Raw genomic sequence first — 22371 nt, 5'->3', positions numbered from 1 at the left:
CCTTGCCAGAAAGAGCCAATTCAACCAGAGTGGCCCCATGGCCCAACCCATTGCCAGCCTCCCCCGGCTCGTCCGGCTGCTCGGCCCGCGCGATCCCGGCCTGCCCGCGTACCGGTGGCTGGCCGACGGCCTGCGCCTGCTGATCACCGACGGACGCGTGCCGAGCGGCCAGGTCCTGCCCAGCGAGCGGCGGCTCACCGAGGCGCTGGGGGTCAGCCGGACGACGGTCACCCGGGCCTACGCCCAGTTGCGGGAGACCGGGTTCCTCGTGTCCCGCCGCGGGTCCGGACACGTCGCCACGCTCCCCCTGGGACGCCGGCGCCTCGGCGTCGGCGGCGCCCTCCTGCCCGGCGAGGAGACCGGCGAGGACCTGCTCGACCTGACCTGCGCGGCGTGCCGCGCCCCCGCGGGCACGGCCGAGGCCTACGCGGCAGCCCTCGAGCAGCTCCCCAGCTTCCTGGCCGGCACGGGGTACGCCACCGCAGGCCTCCCGCAGCTCCGCGAGGTGATCGCCGCCCGCTACACCGAGCGCGGCCTGCCGACCGACCCCGACCAGGTGATGGTGGTGGGCGGCGCGCTGGCCGGGGTGAGCCTCGCCGTTCGTGCGCTGACCAGGCCGGGCGAGCCCGTGCTGGTGGAGAGCCCGTCCTACCCCAACGCCGTGGACGCCGCCCGGCGCTGCGGCGTCCGGCTGGTGCCACTGCCGGTGGAGCCGCTCGGCTGGGACCTCGACCAGGCCGTCGCGACGATCGCGTCCGCGCGGCCGGTGGTCGCGCAGCTCATCCTCGACTTCCACAACCCCACGGGCGCACTCATGGAGGATGCGGACCGCGCGCGGCTGGCCGCGGCGCTGCGGCGCGCCGGCACCACCGCCATCGTCGACGAGACACTGCTGGAGGTGCGCCTGGACGACGCCCCCACACCACTGCCGTTCGCGGCGCACCTCTCCCGCTGCGTGCTGGTGGGCAGCTCGTCGAAGTCCCACTGGGGCGGTCTGCGCACGGGGTGGTTGCGCGTGCCGAAGCCGCTGGTGGCACGGCTGATGCAGGCGCGGATCGCCGACGACCTCGGCGCGCCGATCGTGGAGCAGCTCGCACTGACCGAACTGCTCACCCGCAGCCCGGGGCTGCACCCCGAGCGCAGGGAGGAACTGCGGGCCTCGCGCGCCGCGATGCTGGCCGGGCTGCCTGAGGCCGTCCCGGGCGCACGGTGGGTGCCGCCGGCCGGCGGGCTGAGCCTGTGGGTGGAACTGCCGGAGCCGCGGGCCGGGGCGCTGGCCACCGCGGCAAGGGAGGCGGGGGTGCTGATCAGCCCCGGTCCCCAGTTCGCGGCCAGCCACGGGCTCGAGCGGTTCGTCCGCCTGCCGTACAAGGACCCGGCCGACGTGGTGACGGAGGCGATGCGGCGCCTCGGCGCCGCCTGGCGTTCCCGGCACGACGCCCCGTCCGGCCGGCCGGCCGCCGGGCCGCGTCCCGTGGTCGCCTGACGCGCCGCCTCAGCCGGTGCGCCGGGCGCTCCAGGCGGCGATGATCTTGTCGTTCAGGTCGAACATGACCTTCTTCTCCGCCGGTTCGGCGTGGTCGTGGCCGAGCAGGTGGAGCAGCCCGTGGATGAGCAGGTAGTCGGCCTCCTCCTCCGGCGTCCGGTTGCTGTCCGCCGCCTGGGTCGCCGTCACCTCCGGGCAGAGCACGATGTCGCCGAGCAGCCCCAGCGGGGGCTCCTCGTCCGGCTCCGGCGCGCGCAGCTCGTCCATCGGGAAGCTGAGCACGTCGGTCGGGCCGGGCTCGCCCATGAACTTCTCGTGGTAGGCCGACATGGTCTGCGGGTCGACCAGCAGGATCGACAGCTCGGCCTGCGGGTGGATGCGCAGCGCGTCCAGCGCGAAGGTGGCCAGCTGCACCAGCCGCTCGGTGTCGACCGCGACACCCGACTCGTTGTTCAACTCGATCACAGGGCTCCTCCGCTCAGTTCCTGCGCCCCGGGGGCAGCGTCGCCTCGAAGCGGTCGTAGGCCGCGACGATCCTGCCGACCAGGCGGTGCCGGACCACGTCGTGGCTGGTCAGGCGGCAGAACGCGATGTCGTGGACGCCGTCGAGGATCTGCTCCACCACGGTCAGTCCGGACCGCGTGCCGGTCGGCAGGTCGATCTGGGTGACGTCGCCGGTCACCACGATGCGGGAGCCGAAGCCGAGCCTGGTGAGGAACATCTTCATCTGCTCCATCGAGGTGTTCTGCGCCTCGTCCAGGATGATGAAGGCGTCGTTCAACGTACGACCGCGCATGTAGGCCAGCGGGGCTACCTCGATCGTCCCCGCGGTCAGCAGCCGGGGCACAGACTCGGGGTCGATCATGTCGTGCAGCGCGTCGTAGAGCGGACGCAGGTACGGGTCGATCTTGTCGTTCAGGGTGCCCGGCAGGAAGCCGAGCCGCTCCCCCGCCTCGATGGCCGGGCGGGTCAGGATGATCCGGTTGACCTCCTTGGCCTGGAGCGCCTGGACGGCCTTGGCCATGGCGAGGTAGGTCTTCCCGGTGCCGGCCGGGCCGATGCCGAAGACCACGGTGTGCGCGTCGATCGCGTCCACGTAGCGCTTCTGGTTCAGCGTCTTGGGCCGGATGGTCCTGCCCCGGTTCGACAGGATGTTGTGCGTGAGCACCTCGGAGGCGCTGACGTCGTCGCCGGCGGCCATGCCGAGCACCCGCTCAACGGTGTCGGCGGTCAGGCCCTGGCCGGTGCGCACGATCGTGATCAGCTCGGTCAGCACGTCGGCGGCTGCGGTGACGTCGGCGGGCGTGCCGCTGAGGGTGATCTCGTTGCCGCGGACGTGGAGGTCGGCCGGCAGTTCACGCTCGAGGATCCGCAGGAACTCGTCGCGCGGCCCGAGTACCGACACCATGTTGATCGAGGCGGGAATGGCCACGCGCCGCTCGGCGAGCGCGCTGTGCGGTTGGTTCAGAAGGTCCTCCTGTGCTCAGACCTTCATCCTACCCAGCCGGGTCCGGTCTACCGTCGGCCCCGTGGGCCGCGCCGGGCACAATGGCGTGCACACCCACGACGGGAGGCCGACGATGCCCGCACCCGGCGCACCACCCACGCCGACCGGTCCTGCCGGGGTCGCCGCGATGGCGATCACGAGCGCCAGCGCCGTCCCGCTGATCGCGCTGCAGCTGCCCGCGGTGGGGCTGCCGCTGCTGGCGGCCGGCCTCGGGCTGGCCCTGTGGGTCGACCGGACGCTCGCCCGCAGCCTGTCGGCGGTCGCCGTCGGGCTGCTGATCCTCGCCGCCACGTCGCTCGAGGCCGATCTCAGCGACCTCGGCATGGTGCGCTTCGCGCTCGTCCTCGGCGGCGCGGTCCTGCTGCCCACGCTGCTCGCCCGCCGGCTGGTGGACCCCGACGCCATCCGCTTCCCGATCCGGGGACGGCGGTGGACGCCCACCCAGTGGTGGTACCTCGCCGCCGTCGTGGCGATCGCCTACCTCGTGCTGCCGTTCTACTTCGTCGGCTCCGGGGCGTACGCGAACTGGCCGGCGGTGGCCACCGGTGGCGAGATCGCCCGCCTCTTCGTCGGCGTCAACGCCGTCGGCATCTGGGACGAGCTGTTCTTCGTCTGCATCGTCTTCGCCCTGTACCGCCGCCACGTCGGCCTGTGGACCGCGAACCTGCTCCAGGCCGTCGTCTTCGTCTCGTTCCTGTGGGAGCTCGGGTACCGCTCCTGGGGCCCGCTGCTGACGATCCCGTTCGCGTTGGTACAGGGCTGGATCTTCGCCACGACGGCCTCCCTGGGCTACGTCGTGACCGTCCACCTGCTCTTCGACGCGATCGTCTTCCTCGTGCTGGTGCACGCGCACAACCCGCAGCTGTTCGACGTCTTCGTCACCATCCCCCGCTGAGCGGGCGGGGTCAGGACGCGAACCGGTCGGTGGCGGCCACCAGTTCTGCGGCGATCGCCGGCTCGGAGGCCGAGTGCCCGGCCAGCACCACGCGGTAGTCGGCCTCCGGCCAGGCGCGGTGGAGCGCGTCCGCGGTGGTCACCGGGCACGGCAGGTCGTAGCGTCCCTGGACGATGACGCCCGGGATGTCGCGCAGCCGTCCCGCCTCCGCGAGCAACTGCCCCTCTGCGAACCAGCCGCCGTTGACGAAGTAGTGGTTCTCGATCCGCGCGAACGCGAGCGCGAACGACGCCTCGGAGAACTCCTCGACGAGTTCGGGGGAGAACACCAGCGTCGAGGTCGCCGCCTCCCAGGTGGTCCACGCGACCCCCGCCGGCAGGTGGACGGCGGGGTCGGGGTCGAACAGCAGCTCGTGGTACTTCGCGATGCGGTCGCCGGTGAAGTCGGCGGGCAGCGGCTTCTCGAACGAGCGCCACCACTCCGGCGCGAGGTTCGCCGCACCGCCGTTGTAGTACCAGTCGAGCTCGCTGCGACGCAGCGTGAAGATGCCGCGCAACACCAGCTCCGTGACCCGTTCCGGGTGCGCCTCGGCGTACGCAAGGCCGAGGGAACTCCCCCACGACCCGCCGAACACCAGCCAGCGGTCGATGCCGCGGTCCAGCCGGATCCGCTCGATGTCGTCGACCAGGTGCCAGGTCGTGTTCGCGCTCAGGTCGGCGTCCGGCTCGCTGGCGTGCGGACGGCTGCGACCGCAGCCGCGCTGGTCGAACAGCACCACGCGGTAGCGGGCCGGGTCGAAGTAGCGCCGGTAGTTGGGGACGCAGCCCCCGCCGGGACCGCCGTGCACGAACACGGCCGGCTTGCCGTCGGGGTTGCCGCACTCCTCCCAGTACACCTGCTGGCCGTCACCGACCTCCAGCAGGCCGTGGGCGTAGGGCTCGATCGGGGGGTACAGGACGTCGTCCGCGCTCGGCACCTCAGTCCTCGTCATCGTCGTCGTAGTCGTCGATGATGTGCATCGCCGCCTCCTCCGCGGAGGCCGCGCCGCCGTCGATGCCGACGTCGCTGGCGACGCTCTCGGCCTCGGTGTCCAGCCCGGGGATCCCGCCGTTGGCGTCCACGAGGCGGCCCGAGCGGGCGTGGCCCACCTCGCGCGGCTCGGACGGGTCGGTGTTCCACGGACCCTCGAGGCGGACGGGCTCCTGCTGCTCCTGGGCGATCCGCATCTCCAGCGTCTCCCCCCGGCGCATCTCCGCCGGCGTGTTGCCGAAGCCCTGGGCGGGTGACCACCTCTCCGGGGTCACGTAGCCCTCGTCGAGGGGATCGTCGACACCGCGGTCGAGGAGCGTGCGCTCCTGTTCCAGCTGGTCGAGCTGCTCCGATTCGTCGGGAACGGCTTCGTCAAAGTCGGTCATAGCCCAAGACTGCCACGACCGGTCTCGCGGCGGGCAGGCAACTCCCCCAAGACCACCGCGAACATCTCCCGGGGCTGTGCACGGATGTCCGGGTCTTCGTCCATCGCAACCAAACGCCTACCGACTAGGCCCTCCTCCGCAATAGGATGCCCTCTCGTGTCCGCACAGAGCTCCCCCGTCCCGTCCCGGAGGGGCAACTACGACCTGGTCATGGCCGCCTTCGTCGGCCTGCTGCTGATCTCGAACATCGGCGCGACCAAGCTGATCGCCTTCGGGCCGCGGGTGGACGTCGGGGGCGTGCAGCTGCTGCCGATCATCACCGACGGCGGCGCGATCCTGTTCCCGCTCACCTACATCCTCGGCGACGTCCTGGCCGAGGTGTACGGGCTGCGCCGGGCCAACCGGGCGATCCTCACCGGCTTCGTGCTGGCCGCGCTCATGTCGCTCACCTTCCTCGTGGTGGACGCCGCGCCGCCGGCCGCCGACTGGCCCAACCAGGACGCGTGGCACGCCGTCCTGGGGTTCGTGCCCCGGATCGTGGTGGCGAGCCTGCTGGGCTACCTGGCCGGCCAACTGCTCAACGCCCTGGTGCTGGTCCGTATCAAGCAGCGCTGGGGCGCCGGCCGGTTGTGGGTGCGGCTGATCACCTCCACCCTGGTCGGCGAGCTCGCCGACACGCTGGTGTTCTGCCTGATCGCGTTCGGCCCGCTCGGCAACCCGCTGGGCGGGGAGTCGATCCCCTGGCCGGCACTGCTCAACTACACCGCCGTCGGCTGGCTGTACAAGGTCGGCGTGGAGGTGCTGTTCCTCCCGGTGACCTACCGGGTCATCGCCGCGGTGAGGCGCCGGGAGCCCGAGGGGGCCTGAGCGGCGTCAGTCGCGGACGACCCGGAACGCCCACGAGCCCGATCCCGGTCCCTCCGCGACGTACTCGCCCCCGATGCCGCGCAGGGCGCCGACGAACTCGGCGTTCTCCCCGCCGGACCAGCCGGTGAGCCGCAGCACCGGCACCGGATTCACGAAGAGCGAGAACGACGCCCTGGCGTGGTCGGGCAGTGCCTTGACGAACGCGGGGTCCGTGCCGAGTGTCGCCGGCGGGGACGCGAGCTCGCCCAGGTAGGGCGCGGACGTGGCGGCGAACAGCACATCGCCCTCGACCCTCGACGTCACGGGCAGGCCGCCCTCCGGGGGTCCGACCAGCTCCTCCAGGGCTGCCCGGGCGCGGGCAACGTCGTCGGTCTCGATCCGGAGTCCGACATCGGGCATCCCGCCCTCCGCCGCGGTGTCGGAGGACGACAGGCCGACGCTGAACGAGCGGCCCAGCAGCGCGGCGAGGTCCGCCTCGTCGAGGCCGGCGCCGGTGAGCCAGTCGCGCAGGTAGGCCTCCATGGTCGGGAAGAGCTTCTCGACCGCGCTCCCGCCATCGGCGAAGCCGAGCGCGGCCCACGTGGAGGCCGGCAGCGCACCCAGGTCGGCCGCACCGGTGAGCCCGGTGTCCCCCAGCCCGATCAGCCGGCCGCCGAAGGTCATGGTGTCTGCGGTGAAGGCCAGCGAGACGACCGCCCGTCCCTGCACCGGGCCCGCCGGGGCGTCCTCGGCGAGCCTCGCCGCCGCGGCGAGGTCGATCCAGCCCGCCGCCACCCCGGGGTCGCCGAGGGTGGCGAGGTCGGCCGTGAAGGTGGCGTTCGACGACAGCGGTCCGGCGTCCAGCTGGCCGAGGAACGCACGGGTGTCTGCGGGCTCGGTGAGCAGCGCATAGCCGTCGCGGATGGTGACGTCCCACGCCTGCCCGGTGCGTCCCGCCCAGTCACGCAGTGCCGCGGCGGCCTTCGCCTCGTCCCTGACCTGGACGGCGAACAGCCCGCCGGCCCCGCCGGCCTGCCGCGGCACGGCCGCGACGGCGAAGCGGTCGCCCAGCCACGGCTGCACGTCGCGGGCGTAGTCCACGTCCTCCAGCGGAGTGCCCGGCACGGCGAGCAGCTTCCAGGCGATGGCCTTCGGGTCCGGCCGGCCGGAGGCCACGGCCTCCTTCACCTGGGGGAGGTCGCGCAGGAACTGCCAGGCCGAGGCCTTCTGCACCAGCGACGGGTCGAGGTCCACCTGGAGGTAGCTCACCGCCGTGCCCGGCACCAGCGCCGCCGGGCCGCGCCCGCCGCCGAACCAGCCGAGGTAGTAGCCCGCGGCGGCGACACCGCCGCCGGTGACCAGCAGCGCGAGGGCGAGCACGAGGACGGGCAGCGCGAGGCGGCGCTTCCGCACGGGCTGCTGGGGCAGGGCCCAGGCCGGTGGCGGCGGCCCGGCTGCGGCGAAGCCCGGCGCGGGCGCTCCCGGCGGCGCCGGGTGGGTCGCGGCGTACTCCGCGGGGCTCGCGAACGCGAGCGTCGGCTCGTCGGAGGACGGACGCGACCACGGGCTCTCCTCCTGCTGCGCACCGGTCCAGGACGCGAGCAGGGTGCCGCAGCGCGGGCACTCGTCGTCGCCGGCGGCCACCTCCAGGTGGCAGGTCGGACAGGTCATCAGGGCAGCTCCCGGGCGGGTGGGCGGACCGGCTCAGGCTATCGGCGCGGGCACGGGCGCGACCTGTCCCCTCGCGGGCGACAGTCAGCCGCGCGTGCGGGCGTAGAAGCGCCCCAGGAACTGGGTGCGGAACTCCTCGAACCGACCCTGTTCGATGCTCGCGCGGATGTCGTCGACCAGGCGGACCGTGAACCGCTCGTTGTGGATCGTCGCGAGGGTGGCGGCCAGCATCTCCTTGGCCTTGAACAGGTGGTGCAGGTAGGCCCGCGTGTAGTGGGCGCAGGTGTAGCAGTCGCAGTCGGGGTCGAGCGGACGGAAGTCGCGGCGGCTGGCCGCGGTGTTCACGTTGAAGCGCCCGTCGAGGGTGTAGATGGCCGCGTTGCGTCCCACCCGCGACGGCATCACGCAGTCGAAGGTGTCGGCACCGGCCTCGATCGCGGCGAAGAAGTCGTCCGGCTCGGAGATGCCCAGCAGGTGGCGCGGACGGTCGACCGGCAGCTCGGAGGACACCCAGCCGACGATCGTGCCGAGGTTCTCCTTCTCCAGCGCGCCGCCGATCCCGTACCCGTCGAAGCGGTGGCCGTCCACCTCGAGCCCGGCCAGGTCGCGGGCCGCCTGCCGTCGCAGGTCCTCGTACTGGGCGCCCTGCACCACGCCGAACAGCGCCTGGTAGGGCTTGTGGGCACGCTCTGCCGTGAGCCGGCCGTGCTCGGCGAGGCAGCGGACCGCCCACTCCTGGGTACGGGCGAGCGAGCGCTCCTGGTAGCCGCGGGTGTTCAGCAGCGTCGTGCACTCGTCGAACGCGAACATGACGTCGGCGCCCAGCTGGTGCTGGATGCCCATCGACACCTCCGGCGTGAACCGGTGCCGGTCGCCGTTGAGGTGCGAGGTGAACGTCACCCCGTCGTCGTCGACGTGGGCGAGGCGGTTCTTCCCCTCGGCGATCACGTCGTCGTCGGCGAGGCCGGTGGCGTCCATCGCCAGGACCTTCTTGAACCCCACGCCGAGGCTCATCACCTGGAAGCCGCCGGAGTCGGTGAACGTGGGTCCCGGCCAGTTCATGAACGCGCCGAGCCCGCCGGCCTCGTCCACGATGTCGGGGCCCGGCTGGAGGAACAGGTGGTAGGCGTTCGCGAGCACGGCCTGGGCGCCGACGCCCGCCACGCTCTCGGGGAGGACCGCCTTGACGGTGGCCTTGGTGCCCACCGCGATGAACGCCGGCGTCCGGATGTCGCCGTGGGGCGTGTGGATGACGCCGGTGCGACCCAGGCCGTCGGGCAGGAACGTGCCCGGGGTGAACGAGAAGCCCTCGTGCGCGGGCGACCGGTCGCCGGACGCGGCGTCGGGGCCGCTCTCAGCGGTCACGGACGGCCAGGGCCTGGAGCTGGGCGAGGGCGACGACACCCGCGGTGGACGTGCGCAGCACCGCGTCGGCGATCAGCGCGGTCCGTCCCCCCGCCGCGGTGAAGGCCGCCACCTCGGCGTCGCTGAGTCCGCCCTCCGGCCCGACGATGAACATGATCTCCCCGATCGGAGGCAGGGTGATCGCACCCAGCCTCGTCCGGGCGGTCTCGTGCAGCACGACCGTCAGGTCGGTCTGCGCGATGCGCAGGGCGAGCTCTGCCGTGGTCATGGGCGTGGACACCGTGGGCACCCGGAAGCGCCGGCACTGCTTGGACGCCTCCCGTGCGGTGGCGCGCCAGCGCGTGAGCCCCCGTTCGACCCGGTCCGGCGCCCAGCGCACCACCGAGCGCTCGGCCTGCCAGGGCACGATCTCGTCGACGCCGAGTTCGGTGAGCATCTCGACCGCCTGCTCGGCGCGGTCGCCCTTCGGGAGCGCCTGCACGGCGACGTACCGGACGGGACGCTCCGGCTCGTGCAGCACTTCCTCGACCGTCATCGACAGGCCGCTCTTGTCCGCGCCGGCGACCGGGCCACGCACGGCGGTGCCGTTGCCGTCACTGATCAGGATGACCTCGCCCACGCGGAGGCGGCGGACGGCGGACGCGTGCCGTCCCTCCTCCCCGGTGAGCTCGACGACCTGCCCGACGGCCGGGGCGTCGAGCGCGGCGAGGAACAGCGGCTCGGTCACGAGAAGGTCTCCTTGAGCCAGCCGAACACGCCCTTGCCGTGCCGATCGGCCGAGACCTCGGGCCGGCTCTCGTCACGGAGAGCGGCGAACTGCCGCAGCAGCTCCCGCTGCTCGTCGTCCAGCTTCGTCGGGGTCTGCACGAGCAGCGTCACGCCCAGCTCGCCGCGCCCGTCGCGGCGCAGCCGCGGGACGCCCCGTCCGGCGATCGAGATCCGGGTGCCCGACTGGGTGCCCGCCGGGATGTCGACGGCCACCGTGGACAGCTCGGCGTCCAGGTCGTCACGCTCGGCCTCCAGAGTGTCCAGCGTCACCTGCGTGCCCAGAGCCGCGGCGGTCATCGGCACCTTCACCACGACCTCGAGGTCGTCGCCGTTGCGGGTGAACACCTCGTGCGGGGCGATCGTCAGCTCGACGTAGAGGTCGCCGGCCGGACCGCCGCCCGGGCCGACCTCGCCCTGGGAGACCAGGTGCACGCGGTTGCCGGAGGCGACGCCCGCGGGGATCTTGACGTTGATCGTGCGGTTGCTGCGCACCCGGCCCTCGCCCGAGCACTCGCCGCACGGGTTGGTGATGACCGTGCCGTAGCCCCGGCAGCTCGGGCACGGCTGGCTCGTGCGGATCTCACCGAGGAACGACCGCTGCACCTGCGTGACGTCGCCCGAGCCGTGGCACGTGCCGCACGTCACCGGCTCCGCGCCGCCCTCGGAACCGTTGCCGTTGCACCGCGGGCAGACCACGGCGGTGTCGACGCGCAGCGGCTTGGTGATGCCGAACGCCGCCTCGGCGAGGGTGAGGGTGAGGCGGACGAGGGCGTCCTGGCCACGGCGCACGCGGGAGCGCGGCCCCCGGCTGGACTGGGTGCCGAACATCGCGTCCACCAGGTTGGTGAAGTCGAACCCGCCACCGGGGAAGCCGAAGCCGGGTCCACCGGCGAACCCGCCGCCCATCGGGTCGCCGCCGCGGTCGTACATCGAACGCTTGTTGGGGTCGTGGAGGACCTCGTAGGCCTCGCCGATCTCCTTGAACTTCTCCGCGGCGTCCGCGGTGTCGGCCACGTCGGGGTGGTACTTCATGGCGAGCCGCCGGTAGGCCTTCTTGATCTGCTCGGGGGTCGCGTCCCTGGGCACACCGAGGGTCTCGTAGTAGTCAGCGCTCACGCATCATCCTTCGGCTAGGAACCGGCCGACGTAGCGGGCCACCGCCCGCACCGCGGCCATGGTCGAGGGGTAGTCCATCCGGGTGGGGCCGACCACCCCGAGGTTCGCCCAGATATCGCTGCTGGTGCCGTAGCCGCTGGCGACCACGGAGGTGGCGTGCAACGGCTCGTACGGGTTCTCGTGGCCGATCCGGACGAGCACGTCGCCGGCGCCGGCCACCTCCCCCAACAACCGGAGCAGCACGACCTGTTCCTCGAGCGCCTCGAGGACCGGGCGGACGGTGGTCTCGTACTGGTCGGAGAAGCGGGTGAGGTTCGGGACTCCGCCCACCACGACGCGGGTGGACGGGTCGGCGCTGGCCACCTCGACGAGGGCGGCGATGACCACAGCCCCGAGCGGACGCAACCCATCGGGCAGCTCCTCGGCCAGCGTGGCGGCCCGTTCTGCGGCCTGGCTCGGGCCGAGGCCGACGAGGGCGGCCACCAGGCGTCCGCGCAGGTCGGCGATGTCGTCCGGCGACGCCCCGCCGAGGTCGACCGGGTGCTGGTCGACCTTGCCGGCGGAGTTCACGAGGATCAGCAGTCCTCGCTCGGGGGTCAGGCTCACGATCTCGAGGTGCCGCAGCGTCGCCCGGGACAGCACCGGGTACTGGACGATGGCCACCTGCTGGGTGATCTGGGCGAGCAGCCGCACCGTCCGGCGCACGACGTCGTCGACGTCCACCGCGCCGGCCATGAAGGTCTCGATCGCGCGCCGCTCCGCCGACGACAGCGGCTTCACCGCCCCGAGCCGGTCGACGAACAGGCGGTAGCCCTTGTCGGTGGGGATGCGGCCGGCGCTGGTGTGGGGCTGCATGATGTAGCCCTCCTCCTCCAGCACCGCCATGTCGTTGCGCACGGTCGCCGGGGACACGTCGAGGTGGTAGCGCTCCACGAGGGCGCGCGAACCCACCGGTTCGCGCATCGACACGTAATCGGTGACGATCGCCCGCAGGATGGTGAGCTTGCGGTCGTCGAGCACGGCAGGCCTCCCCTCAGCGATTGGCACTCTGGGTGGTGGAGTGCCAGTCTAGCCCAGCGCCGGGGCCCGAGGGCACGCCCGGCACGCCCTAGGCTGGCCCCGTGATGCAGTTCTCGGTGGACACCTTCGTACCCGTGGCCGACGGCGTGTTCGTCGCCGCCGCCCAACCCGCGGGGGTGAACATCGGCGTCGTCGCCGGCCCGTCCGGCTGTCTGGTCGTCGACACCGGATCGTCGCCGGCGCAGGGCGCGGAGATCCGGCTGCGCGCCGAGGAGCTGACGGGCGTCCCCGTGGTCGGCGCCGTGGTCACCCACTGGCACTACGACCACCTGTACGGCGTGGCCGGCTTCGCGGGGCTGCCGACGTGGGCGCACGAGACCGTTCCTGCATGGCTGGACCGGCCGGAGGCGCGGCAGGCGTCGGCCGCGCTCGGGGTGGAGCACGGCAGCCTGGCCCTCCCGTCGGACACCTTCTCGCTGGCGCGCGTGCTCGATGCCGGCGGACGGCGGGTCGAGGTCGTCCACTTCGGACGCGGGCACACCGACGGCGACGTCGCGGTGATCGTGCCGGACGCCGACGTGATCTTCGCCGGCGACCTGCTGGAGAGTTCCGGCCCGCCGTCCTTCGGCGAGGACTGCCACCTCAAGGAGTGGCCCAGCGCCGTCGACGGCATCCTCGGCCTGGTCACGGAGCACACGGTCATCGTGCCCGGGCACGGCCGGCCGATGGACCGCCTCGCCGGGTTCACCCAGCGCGCGGAGATCTCCGGCCTCTACGGGCAGGTGGAGTACCTGGTCGGCCGCGGGGTGAAGCTCACCGAGGCGTACGAGGCCGGCGAGTGGCCGTTCGACGAGGCCACCGTCCGTGCCGTGCTGCCCCTGGCCTACGCCCAGCTGGCTGCCGAGGGCAAGGTCCCCCGTCCGCAGCTCCCGCTGGCCTGACCTCCCGGTCCCGGCTCAACCGGCAGCGACGGAGGAGCGTCCGCCGCGCTCAGCTGCCCCCGCCGGCCTTGCGGCGGAACATGCCGCCGCCACCCTGTCGGCCACGCTCGGCCGGGCCCTTGTCGCGGTGGTGGTCGGTGCCCGCCACCACGTCGTCGTGGCCCTGCTTCTTGCGCTCCAGCGCCTCGCGCATCTGTGCCTTGAGGTCGTCATTGAGATCTTTGTCGGCCATGTCGGCTCCCTTTCCGCGAAGCTGCTCCGAACACTCTGCCATCGCCGGGCGCGCCAGTACAGGCGGCGGCTCGGCGCTTCGCCACGTCTGTTTCACGACGCTACGTGAGTTCGCGCAGCGTCGTGAACGACGCGTGGCGAACCGTCGTTCGGCCCGGAGGCACAGCGATCCCCGAAGTCGAACCCTCCCGATCAGGACCGCGAAGAGGGCTAGCCGAACAGGGCGTCCCTCGACACCTGCCACAGGCGCGGGTCCATCGCGGAGAGCAGGCGGCGTCCGATCACGCCGGAGTGGTAGTCGACACCGGTGTCGGTGGCGATGCGTCCGCCCAGTTCGGTCACCATGAGAGCGCCCGCGAGATGGTCCCAGGGGAACATCGAGCGGTAGCTGAGGAAATCGAGCTCTCCTTCGACCAGCTTCGGGTAGTCGATGCCGCACGATCCCCAGGAGCGGATCAGCTTCACCTCCGCCTGCTCCTCACCCGGGACCGGCAGGTAGCTGGCACCCAGCGGCACCTCCCGCGGGCTGGGCGGAGGCGGCGCGAGCCGCTCGTCGTTGCGGGTGACGCCGGCGCCGCGCTCCGCGATGTACATGCGGCAGTGGATCGGCTGCCAGATCCAGCCGCGGACGGTCTCCCCTTGGCGCACCTCGGCCAGCATCACCGCGAAGTCCGCGCGGCCACGGGCGAAGTTGCGCGTACCGTCCACCGGGTCGATCACCCAGGCGTGCTCGGCGTGCGGCAGTGCGTCGAGGCTGCTCGGATCGGTGAACACGCCCTCCTCGCCGACGACGAGGACTCCCGGCTCGGCCGCGCGCAGGACCCGGGCGATCTCCACCTCGGCGTCGCGGTCGGCCACGGTGACCAGGTCGCCGGGCTTCTTCTCCTCGATGTCCTCGGATCCGAGCGCGCCGAACCGGGGCAGGATGAGCCGATCAGCGACATCGGCGAGGAGACCCGCTACCTCTTGGGTGTGCAACACGGACTCCTGAGCTGGTCGGAACCTTGGGGGCTGTCGACAGGCTATCCACCCGCTGACGGACGCCCCGCCCTCGTCCGTCCTGTAGTCGGGCGACGGCCACGGGCCGGACCTGTGGTCCTCAGCCGGTGACGAAGTCGATCAGGCGTTCCACCTCGCGCGGCAGCGCGGCGTCCAGGTCGCGCCAGTCGCGGACCCGCCCCAGGATCCACTGCCACGTGGCAGCGATGTCGGCCTGGCTCGCGAAGGGGCGTCCCAGGGCTCGGGAGGCGCCGTGCTTCCACTCGATGTCCCTCGGCACGACCGGCCAGGCCTGGAGGCCCAGCCGCTCGGGGCGCACGGCCTGCCAGATGTCGATGTAGGGGTGGCCGGTGACCAGCACGTGGGGCGAGGACACCTGCGCCACGATCCGGCTCTCCTTGCTGCCCGGCACGAGGTGGTCGACGAGCACGCCCAGGCGCCGGTCGGGGGCCGGGGAGAACTCCGCGACGATGGCCGGCAGGTCGTCCACACCGCCCAGGAACTCCACGACCACGCCCTCGTGGCGCAGGTCGTCGCCCCAGATCTTCTCCACCAGCTCCGCGTCGTGGCGTCCCTCGACGTAGATACGGGAGGCGGCCGCCACCCGGGCGGGCCCGACGTCCCCGACGCGCGAACCGGACGCCGTGTGCGTCGGGGTGGCGGGACGCTGCGTCCTCGGCGGGGCGACCAGGCTGACCGGCTTCCCGTCCAGCCAGAAGCCGGGACCGAACGGGAAGCTGCGCCGGGCACCGCGCCGGTCCTCCAGCACGACCAGCCCGTTCTCCCAGCGCACCACCGCACCGCAGAATCCGGACGTGGGGTCCTCGACCACCATGCCGACGCTCACCGGCGTCTCCACGGTGACCGGCTTGCCCGCACGCTGCCAGCCGGGGCTCAGGACGTCACGCTCGTACCGCATCCCGGCACCCTAACAAGCCGCGTCCGCCCCGTCCGGGACCGCCCCGCGCCACCCCCCAACACCGAGGGCCAGCCATTCGGCCGAGGGCCAGCGCCTGTGCGCGAGCCCTCGGCCACAAGGCTGGTCCTCGCGCGGAAAGGCTGGTCCTCGAACAGGAGGCGGGGCCGGGCAGGAGGCCGGCCCGGCCGGACGGAGATCAGTCGGCGCCGAGGTAGGTGCGCTTGACGCGATCGTCCCCGAGGAGGTTGCGGCCGGTGTCGGAGAACATGATCTGCCCGACCTCGAGGACGTAGCCCCTGTCGGCGAGCGACAGGGCTGCCTGCGCGTTCTGCTCCACCAGCAGGATCGTCACGCCGTCGGCCTGGAGGTCCCGGATCGTCTTCATGATCGTCTGGGTCATGATCGGGCTGAGGCCCATGGACGGCTCGTCCAGCATCAGCAGCTTGGGTCGGCTCATCATGGCCCGCCCGATGGCCAGCATCTGCTGCTCGCCGCCGGAGAACAGGCCCGCGGGCTCCGAGCGCCGGCTGCCCAGCACAGGGAAGAGGTCGTAGACCCGGTCCATGTCGGAGCGGATCGCCGCGGTGTCCCGGCGCGAGTAGGCGCCGAGCTTCAGGTTGTCCTCCACCGTCATCTGGCGGAACAGCCGCCGGCCCTCGGGCGACTGGGCGATGCCCAGCTCGACCACGCGGTGGGCCGGCGTCCCGTCCAGCCGTGCGCCCTGGAACCAGATCTCGCCGGAGACCAGCTTGAGCAGCCCGGACACCGCGCGCAGGGTCGTGGACTTGCCCGCGCCGTTGGTGCCCAGCAGGGTGACGATCTGACCCTCCTCCACGGTGAAGCTGATGCCCTTGACCGCGTTCACGCGGCCGTAGGCCACCACCATGTCCTTCACCTCAAGCATCGGCACTTCCCTTTCCTGCCTCGGACGCGGGCGGCTCCGCCGTGAGCGGTGCCACGTCGGCCGGCGGCTCAGCCGGGGCGCCGATGTAGGCCTCGATCACCCGCGGGTCGTTCTGGACCACCTCGCCGACACCCTCCACCAGGACCTCGCCGCGTACCAGGCAGCACACCCGGTCGCAGAGGTTGAAGATGAAGCGCATGTCGTGCTCGATCACGAGCACGGCCAGGCCGAGGTCGCGGATCTTGAAGATCAACTCCTCCGCCTGCCGCGTCTCCTGCGGGTTCATGCCCGCGGTGGGCTCGTCCAGCAGCAGCAGCTTCGGGTCCGTGGCGAGCGCACGGGCGATCTCCAGCCGCCGCTGGTCGCCGTAGGGCAGGTTGCGCGACAGCATGTCCGCCGCGCTGCTCAGCCCCACGAAGTCCAGCAGCTCGCGCGCACGCTCGGTCGAGGCGAGCTCCTCGCGCCGGTGCCGCGGGAGGCGGAAGACCGCGTCGATCGCGTTCGTCTTCGTCCGGCTGTACATCCCCACCATGACGTTCTCCAGCGCCGTCATGTTGTGGAACAGCCGGATGTTCTGGAAGGTGCGCGCCATGCCGGCCCGGACCACGAGCCGCGGCTTGGGCGGCAGCAGCTCGCCCGCGAAGCGGACCTCGCCCGAGGTCGGCTTGTACAGGCCGGTCAGGCAGTTGAAGAACGTCGTCTTGCCCGCGCCGTTCGGCCCGATCAGGCCCACGATCTCGCCGGCGTGGACGTCGAGACTGACGTTGTTCACCGCGGTCAGGCCGCCGAACCGCATGGTCACGCTGGACGCCTGGAGCAGCAGCGTGCTGGCGTCGACGTGGTGGCCGGCCCCGCTCATCACCTGGGTCATAGGTCGAACCCCCTCCGTTCCGGGTTCAGGTGGGCGTGATGCGAGATCAGCTCCTCCTCGATCTCCTCGGCCAGTTCCTCGTCCTCGTCGTGGAACTCCATCTGTCTGCGTTCGTCCGCGACGATGCCCTCCGGCCGGAACTGCATCATGACGACCATCAGCAGGCCGAACAGCAGCAGTCGGTAGTCGGAGAAGAAGCGCAGCTTCTCGGGCAACAGCTTCAGGATCGTCGCGCCGATGAGGACGCCGACCACGGTGCCCATGCCGCCCAGCACCACCGCTGCCAGCAGGAACGCCGACTCCAGGAAGACGTACTGGTCGGGCGTCACCGAGACGTCGTGGTGGGCCTTGACCGCACCCGCCACGCCGGCGAGGAAGGCGCCCCCGGCGAAGGCCAGCAGCTTGAGGGCGAAGGTGTTCACACCCATCGCCTCCGCGGCCAGCTCGTCCTCGCGGATGGCCACCCAGCCGCGCCCGATGCGGGAGTAGTTCAGGTTCATGAACACCACGATGATCAGCGCGATCACCAACAGCATCAGCCAGTAGTAGTTGGCGAACCGGCCGATGTCGACGCCGAAGATGACGTGCGCGTCCCCGAAGTTGAACCCGAGGAACTCGAGGTCCGGGATCCCCGGGATGCCGTTCGACCCGTTGGTCAGGTTCGGGCCGTCGTTGCCGTCCAGGTTGTTCATGGTGATCCGGAAGATCTCGCCGAAGGCGAGCGTCACGATGGCCAGGTAGTCACCGGAGACGCGCAGCGTGGGCGCACCGATCAGCAGGCCCAGCAGGGACGCGACCGTGCCCGAGATCAGCACCACGACGATGAACGGCGGGTGGAAGTCCAGGGTGGAGAAGGCCGACTCCGACAGGATCGCCGCCGTGAACGCACCGGCTCCGAGGAACGCGATGTAGCCGAGGTCGAGCAGGCCGACCAGGCCCACCACGATGTTCAGGCCGAGAGCGGCAGCGGCGAAGATGAGCACCTGGGAGGCGATCGACATGTTCGCGTCCGACCCGTTCTGGGTGAACGGGAACGCGAAGGCTGTCGCGAACGCCGCGAGTACGAGGACCCGGTTGTTGTTGGCGCCGGCGATGCCGATCCAGGCCATCACTCCCAACTGCCGCAGCACCAGCACCACGCCCACGAGGAACGCGACGAAGGTGAGGAAGGCCCCGGCGTCGGTCTGGTTCAGCGCGAACGCGGCCGCGAACAGCACGCCCGCCATCATCAGCACGATCCCGAGGATCTGGAGCCAGGTGGGGCTCTTCAGCCGTGCCAGCGTCGGCTCCGGCGAGTCCGGGAGGAACGGCGTCGCGACGGCGGCCATCAGTGCTCCGACGAGGGCGGTGAAGCCGCCGACGTCGATGTTGACCAGGCCCTTCAGCTCGATCGCGATCGCCGCCAGCCCGATCAGGACGGTGGCGAGCGTCGCCAGGGACGCGGTCTTGGCGGAGGTGTTCCACGCCACCGTCTTGGCCCACTGGCCCAGCCTCTGCTTGCCGACCAGCGGGATCGCCAGCAGCAGCAGGATCAGCACGGGCAGGACCACGAAGGCGAACTGGAGGGGTGACGGCGCCCCGTAGAAGCCGACGTCGTCGAGCGCACCACTGCCGTAGGACCACGGCAGGAAGATCGACACGATCATGAGGACGGCGCCGACGATGCCGACCGCGCGGGCCGGGTAGCGGAAGCGGACCTTGGTCTCGTCGCTGATGATGACTCTCATGCGCGGTCCACCACCTTCGCGCCGAGCAGGCCCTGTGGCCGGAACACCAGCACCAGGATGAGGAGGGCGAACGCCCACACGTCCTTCCACGCCGAACTGCCGAACTGGCCGGGGATGAACGTGGTGGCCATGGCCTCGACGACGCCCAGGACCAGCCCGCCCACGACGGCGCCGTTGATGTTGCCGATCCCGCCGAGCACGGCGGCCGTGAAGGCCTTGAGGCCGGCCAGGAAGCCCATGCGGAAGTCGATGTTGCCGTAGTTGAGGCCATGGGCCACACCGGCGATGGCGGCGAGGCCGGCGCCGACGGCGAAGGCCGCCACGATCACCTTGTCGACGTTGATGCCCATCAGTCGTGCGGTGTCGGGGTCCTGGGAGGTCGCGACCATCGCGCGTCCCGTCTTCGAGCGGTTCACGAAGAACCACAGGAACAGGGTGCTGATCGCGAGGGCGACGATGGTGAAGAGGGCCGGCATCTGGATCGTCACGCTGCCGATCCTGACGATCTCACCGGAGATCCCGGCGACCGAAGGGAACGGGATGGCGCTCTTCGCGTCCGGGAAACCGGGAATCCTGCCGTAGAAGAGCCGGACGAACTCCTGCAGGAAGACCGACACGCCGATCGCCGTGATCAGCGGCGCCAGCCGGGGAGCGTTTCGGAGCGGACGGTACGCGAACCGCTCCGTCAGGAGCGCGACCGTGACCGACACCACGATCCCTCCGAGCAGCATCAGCGGCAGGAGGATCAGCAGCGAGGCCGAGACGCCCCAGTCCGTGGGCTGGCCCATGAGCATCCAGGTGGCGAAGGCACCGAAGGCACCCACCATGAAGATCTCGCCGTGGGCGAAGTTGATCAACTGGACGATGCCGTAGACGACGGTGTAGCCCACCGCGATCAGGGCATACAGGGCTCCCAGCGACAGCCCGTTGATCAACTGCTGGAAGAACAGGTCCAACACTTAGGCACGCACCTCTTCGTTCGAGGACGAGGACCCGCCGGCGCCCACCCGGGAGTGGGCGCCGGCGGGTCCTGAGATCACTTCAGTTCGCCGGTCTTCTTGGCGGCCCACGCACCGTTGGTCACGGCGTAGACCGTGAGGACGCGGGACACCGAGTCACCGAACTCGTCGAAGGCGACCTTGCCGGTGGCGCCGTCGAAGCTGACCGACGCCATCGCCGTGATGGTGGCCTCGCGGGCCGACTTGGCGTCGGCTGCGTCCTTGAGGCTGACCTTCAGGGCGTTGATGATCGCGTTGGCCGCGTCGTAGGAGTACGCACCGTAGGCCTCGTAGCCCTCGGCGAAGCCGGCGGCCTTGTAGCCCTCGAGGAACGGCTTGGCCGACTCGAGGGTCTCCACCGGCGCGCCGACCGACGTGGCCAGGTCACCGTCGGTGCCACCGAGCTTGATGAACTCGCCGGAGAAGATGCCGTCGCCACCCATGACCGGAACCTTCAGCCCGGCAGCCTTCATCTGCTTGGACAGCGGTCCGGCCTGCGGGTACTCGCCGCCGTAGTAGACGGCCTCGGGAGCGCCGCCCTGCACCTTGGAGATCACCGCGGAGAAGTTCTTGTCATCCGGGTTGATGGTCTCCGCGGCCACGATGGTGCCGCCGCCCGCGGTGAACGCCTTGGAGAACTCGCTCACCAGGCCCTGGCCGTAGGACTTCTTGTCGTGGATGGTCGCGACCTTCTTCACGCCCTCACCGAGCAGGTACTGCGCGGCGAAGGGGCCCTGGACGGCGTCCGTGGTGCAGGTACGGAAGTAGTTGGCGTTCGGACGCTTGGGGGCGGTCAGGAAGTCCGCGCCCTTGGTCAGCGTCGGGTTGGTGTTGGCCGGCGAGACCTGGACGATCTTCGCGGAGTCGAGCACCGGGATGACGCTCTGGGCGACCGAGGAGTTCAGGGTGCCGACCACGCCGACCACGGCGTCGTCGGAGGCGAGCTTGGTGGCGGCATTCTTGCCGGTGTCGGGCTTGGCCTCGTCGTCCTCTGCGGCCAGTTCGAGCTTCCAGCCCGGGATGGCTCCGGACTCGTTCGCCTGACGGATCGCCAGGTCGACCGAGTTGCGGATGCCCAGGCCGAGCGCGGACAGGTCACCGGAGAGCGGCGCGATGACACCGATCTTCGCGACCTTGGTTGCCCCGCCCGCGCTGCCACTGGCGGCCGGTTCGGTGCGGGAGCCGCACCCGGTGAGTGCCAGCGATGCCGCCACGACGGCGACGCCCGCGAGCTTGAACAGGCGTGTGTTCACGTTTCCTCCTTGTGAGCAATCTGCTTTCCCGGTCCCCCCAGGGATTGGCAAAGGGTACGGGCGCAGGCTCATTCGAGCACCCTGATGTCTCAACTTTGTTACAGAACCGTTGTGTCCTTCGGCGTTACCGAATCGTTGTACTCCGGCGCTCGTCGCGCAAGGTGGGATCGCTTGCAGGAATTGCCCGCGACGGCTGTCCGGCGAGCCTCCGCGACGCTCAGTCGAGCAGCTCGCGGATCACCGCGTCCGCCAGCAGACGCCCCGCAAGGGTCGGCCGCAGGCGCCCGTCCGCCAGGTCCACCGTCCCATCGCCGACCAGGGCGGGCACGCGGGCGCGTTCGGAGGCGCTCAGGACGTCCAGGGGCAGCCCCTGGGCCAGGCGGAGCTCGAGCAGGACGCGCTCCACCCTCCGCTGCTCCGGCGTGAGCACCTCTCGTGCCTGGGCCGGCGAGGTCCCGGCCGCCAGGCGGGCCGTGTAGTCGCGGGGGTGGCGGACGTTCCACCAGCGCACGCCGCCGACGTGCGAGTGCGCGCCGGGACCGGCCCCCCACCAGTCGTCACCCACCCAGTAGGCGAGGTTGTGCCGGCACTCCTGTCCCGGACGCGCCCAGTTGCTCACCTCGTACGCGGCGAAGCCCTGGGCGCCGAGCAGCTCCTCGGCCAGCAGGTAGCAGTCGGCGTGCCGGTCGTCGTCGGTCCCGGGGAGCTCGCCGCGCGCGATCCGGGCGGCCAGGCGGGTGCCCGGCTCGACGATCAGCGAGTAGGCGCTCACGTGGTCCGGCGCCAGGGCGAGCGCGGTCTCCAGGCTCGCCCTCCAGTCCTCGAGGGTCTCGGTCGGGCTGCCGTAGATCAGGTCGAGGCTCACCGAACCGAACCCGGCGGCGCGGGCCGCGTCCACCACCGCGCCCACCCGTCCCGGGGTGTGGCGCCGGTCGAGAACGGCGAGCACCCCCGGGCGCGAGGACTGCATGCCCAGCGACAACCGGGTGAAGCCTGCCGCCACCAGCGTGTCGAGGTAGCGCCGGTCGACGGACTCGGGGTTGGCCTCTGTGGTCACCTCCGCGTCCGGCGCCAGCGGGAAGCGGCGTCGGATCGCCCCCAGGAGGCCGGCGAGCTCCCCCGCGGGCAGGAGGGTGGGCGTCCCGCCCCCGAAGAAGACGCTCTGCACCGGCCGCTGATCCGCCCCGAGGACGGCGCGCGCGAGGTCGAGTTCTGCCTCGACCGCTGCGAGGTAGGCCTCCTGGCTCGCGCCCGGCGCCGCGCCGAGCTCCGCAGCGGTGTAGGTGTTGAAGTCGCAGTACCCGCAGCGCGAGGCGCAGTACGGGACGTGGACGTACAGGCTCAGCCCGCGCTCCCCCGCGCCGGCCAGCGCGGAGCGGGGCAGGCTCCCGTCCGCCGGAGCGGCCTCACCCTCGGGTGGCGTGGACGGCACGCGCGCC

General features: G+C 71.6%; 22 protein-coding genes. 4 read left to right on the top strand and 18 right to left on the bottom strand.

The window, feature by feature from the left end; all coding sequences use genetic code 11:
- The first annotated feature begins 37 nt into the window (after positions 1 to 37).
- On the top strand, positions 38 to 1486 hold the full coding sequence (locus ACFQQJ_RS10100; protein WP_377106142.1) for a PLP-dependent aminotransferase family protein: 1449 nt from the start codon (positions 38 to 40) through the stop codon (positions 1484 to 1486).
- Between the two features lie 9 nt (positions 1487 to 1495).
- Here ACFQQJ_RS10100 and ybeY read toward each other — a convergent pair whose 3' ends face one another.
- Together ybeY and ACFQQJ_RS10090 are read right to left on the bottom strand one after the other, a co-directional pair.
- Positions 1496 to 1951 (bottom strand): rRNA maturation RNase YbeY, encoded by a 456-nt coding sequence (gene ybeY, locus ACFQQJ_RS10095; RefSeq protein ID WP_377106140.1) that lies wholly within the window; start codon positions 1949 to 1951, stop codon positions 1496 to 1498.
- 13 nt (positions 1952 to 1964) lie between these two features.
- Positions 1965 to 2894, bottom strand: coding sequence for a PhoH family protein (locus ACFQQJ_RS10090; protein ID WP_377106331.1), 930 nt, complete (start codon positions 2892 to 2894; stop codon positions 1965 to 1967).
- 172 nt (positions 2895 to 3066) lie between these two features.
- On the opposite strand from ACFQQJ_RS10090, the gene ACFQQJ_RS10085 reads away from it, so the two are divergent.
- Entirely contained in the window at positions 3067 to 3888 is an 822-nt protein-coding gene (locus tag ACFQQJ_RS10085; protein WP_377106139.1) for a type II CAAX prenyl endopeptidase Rce1 family protein, read from the top strand.
- A 10-nt stretch (positions 3889 to 3898) separates the two neighbouring features.
- On the opposite strand, the gene pip is transcribed toward ACFQQJ_RS10085, so the two are convergent.
- Positions 3899 to 4879: a prolyl aminopeptidase gene (gene pip, locus ACFQQJ_RS10080; protein WP_377106137.1), complete on the bottom strand. Its 981-nt coding sequence runs from the start codon at positions 4877 to 4879 to the stop codon at positions 3899 to 3901.
- Entirely contained in the window at positions 4866 to 5303 is a 438-nt protein-coding gene (locus ACFQQJ_RS10075; protein ID WP_377106136.1) for a DUF5709 domain-containing protein, read from the bottom strand. The genes pip and ACFQQJ_RS10075 overlap by 14 nt, the downstream gene beginning before the upstream one ends.
- Before the next feature lie 156 nt (positions 5304 to 5459).
- Here ACFQQJ_RS10075 and ACFQQJ_RS10070 point away from each other — a divergent pair, with 156 nt between their 5' ends.
- On the top strand, positions 5460 to 6170 hold the full coding sequence (locus ACFQQJ_RS10070; protein ID WP_377106134.1) for a queuosine precursor transporter: 711 nt from the start codon (positions 5460 to 5462) through the stop codon (positions 6168 to 6170).
- A gap of 6 nt (positions 6171 to 6176) precedes the next feature.
- Here ACFQQJ_RS10070 and ACFQQJ_RS10065 read toward each other — a convergent pair whose 3' ends face one another.
- From ACFQQJ_RS10065 to hrcA, 5 genes are all read right to left on the bottom strand, one after another.
- Positions 6177 to 7820, bottom strand: a complete 1644-nt coding sequence (locus ACFQQJ_RS10065; RefSeq protein ID WP_377106133.1) for a DUF3352 domain-containing protein — start codon at positions 7818 to 7820, stop codon at positions 6177 to 6179.
- An 84-nt stretch (positions 7821 to 7904) separates the two neighbouring features.
- Positions 7905 to 9101, bottom strand: coding sequence for a tRNA guanosine(34) transglycosylase Tgt (gene tgt / locus ACFQQJ_RS10060; RefSeq protein ID WP_377106329.1), 1197 nt, complete (start codon positions 9099 to 9101; stop codon positions 7905 to 7907).
- A 73-nt stretch (positions 9102 to 9174) separates the two neighbouring features.
- A complete protein-coding gene (locus ACFQQJ_RS10055) occupies positions 9175 to 9912 on the bottom strand; it encodes a 16S rRNA (uracil(1498)-N(3))-methyltransferase (RefSeq protein WP_377106132.1) in 738 nt (245 codons plus the stop codon).
- Positions 9909 to 11069 carry a molecular chaperone DnaJ gene (dnaJ, locus tag ACFQQJ_RS10050; protein WP_377106130.1) on the bottom strand — a complete coding sequence of 387 codons (1161 nt, stop codon included), beginning with the start codon at positions 11067 to 11069 and terminating at the stop codon, positions 9909 to 9911. The genes ACFQQJ_RS10055 and dnaJ overlap by 4 nt, the downstream gene beginning before the upstream one ends.
- Before the next feature lie 3 nt (positions 11070 to 11072).
- Positions 11073 to 12089 carry a heat-inducible transcriptional repressor HrcA gene (gene hrcA, locus ACFQQJ_RS10045; RefSeq protein WP_377106128.1) on the bottom strand — a complete coding sequence of 339 codons (1017 nt, stop codon included), beginning with the start codon at positions 12087 to 12089 and terminating at the stop codon, positions 11073 to 11075.
- Positions 12090 to 12193: 104 nt separating this feature from the next.
- Here hrcA and ACFQQJ_RS10040 point away from each other — a divergent pair, with 104 nt between their 5' ends.
- Positions 12194 to 13030: an MBL fold metallo-hydrolase gene (locus tag ACFQQJ_RS10040; RefSeq protein WP_377106327.1), complete on the top strand. Its 837-nt coding sequence runs from the start codon at positions 12194 to 12196 to the stop codon at positions 13028 to 13030.
- Positions 13031 to 13079: 49 nt separating this feature from the next.
- Here the strand turns inward: ACFQQJ_RS10040 and ACFQQJ_RS10035 are convergent, their stop codons facing one another.
- The 9 genes from ACFQQJ_RS10035 to hemW all read right to left on the bottom strand — a co-directional run bounded on the left by ACFQQJ_RS10035 (position 13080) and on the right by hemW (position 22364).
- On the bottom strand, positions 13080 to 13262 hold the full coding sequence (locus ACFQQJ_RS10035; RefSeq protein ID WP_377106127.1) for a DUF5302 domain-containing protein: 183 nt from the start codon (positions 13260 to 13262) through the stop codon (positions 13080 to 13082).
- A gap of 209 nt (positions 13263 to 13471) precedes the next feature.
- On the bottom strand, positions 13472 to 14242 hold the full coding sequence (locus ACFQQJ_RS10030; protein ID WP_377106125.1) for an inositol monophosphatase family protein: 771 nt from the start codon (positions 14240 to 14242) through the stop codon (positions 13472 to 13474).
- A gap of 118 nt (positions 14243 to 14360) precedes the next feature.
- Complete coding sequence (locus tag ACFQQJ_RS10025; protein WP_377106124.1) at positions 14361 to 15179, bottom strand: DUF3097 domain-containing protein; 819 nt, start codon at positions 15177 to 15179, stop codon at positions 14361 to 14363.
- A gap of 196 nt (positions 15180 to 15375) precedes the next feature.
- A complete protein-coding gene (locus ACFQQJ_RS10020) occupies positions 15376 to 16083 on the bottom strand; it encodes an ABC transporter ATP-binding protein (RefSeq protein ID WP_377106326.1) in 708 nt (235 codons plus the stop codon).
- On the bottom strand, positions 16076 to 16954 hold the full coding sequence (locus ACFQQJ_RS10015) for an ABC transporter ATP-binding protein (protein WP_377106123.1): 879 nt from the start codon (positions 16952 to 16954) through the stop codon (positions 16076 to 16078). The genes ACFQQJ_RS10020 and ACFQQJ_RS10015 overlap by 8 nt, the downstream gene beginning before the upstream one ends.
- The gene (locus ACFQQJ_RS10010; RefSeq protein WP_377106122.1) at positions 16951 to 18681 is read right to left on the bottom strand and encodes a branched-chain amino acid ABC transporter permease; all 1731 of its coding nucleotides are present in this window, start codon (positions 18679 to 18681) and stop codon (positions 16951 to 16953) included. Before ACFQQJ_RS10010 ends, ACFQQJ_RS10015 begins: the two co-directional genes overlap by 4 nt.
- Entirely contained in the window at positions 18678 to 19640 is a 963-nt protein-coding gene (locus tag ACFQQJ_RS10005) for a branched-chain amino acid ABC transporter permease (RefSeq protein ID WP_377106121.1), read from the bottom strand. The genes ACFQQJ_RS10010 and ACFQQJ_RS10005 overlap by 4 nt, the downstream gene beginning before the upstream one ends.
- A gap of 77 nt (positions 19641 to 19717) precedes the next feature.
- Positions 19718 to 20932, bottom strand: a complete 1215-nt coding sequence (locus ACFQQJ_RS10000; RefSeq protein WP_377106120.1) for a branched-chain amino acid ABC transporter substrate-binding protein — start codon at positions 20930 to 20932, stop codon at positions 19718 to 19720.
- 217 nt (positions 20933 to 21149) lie between these two features.
- Entirely contained in the window at positions 21150 to 22364 is a 1215-nt protein-coding gene (gene hemW, locus ACFQQJ_RS09995; RefSeq protein ID WP_377106118.1) for a radical SAM family heme chaperone HemW, read from the bottom strand.
- Positions 22365 to 22371 lie beyond the last annotated feature (7 nt).

The organism is Propionicimonas sp. T2.31MG-18 (assembly GCF_964266745.1).
GTDB lineage: Bacteria > Actinomycetota > Actinomycetes > Propionibacteriales > Propionibacteriaceae > Propionicimonas.
The sequence above is the reverse complement of the archived record's forward strand: the minus strand, read 5'-3'. Positions and strand labels throughout refer to the sequence as shown.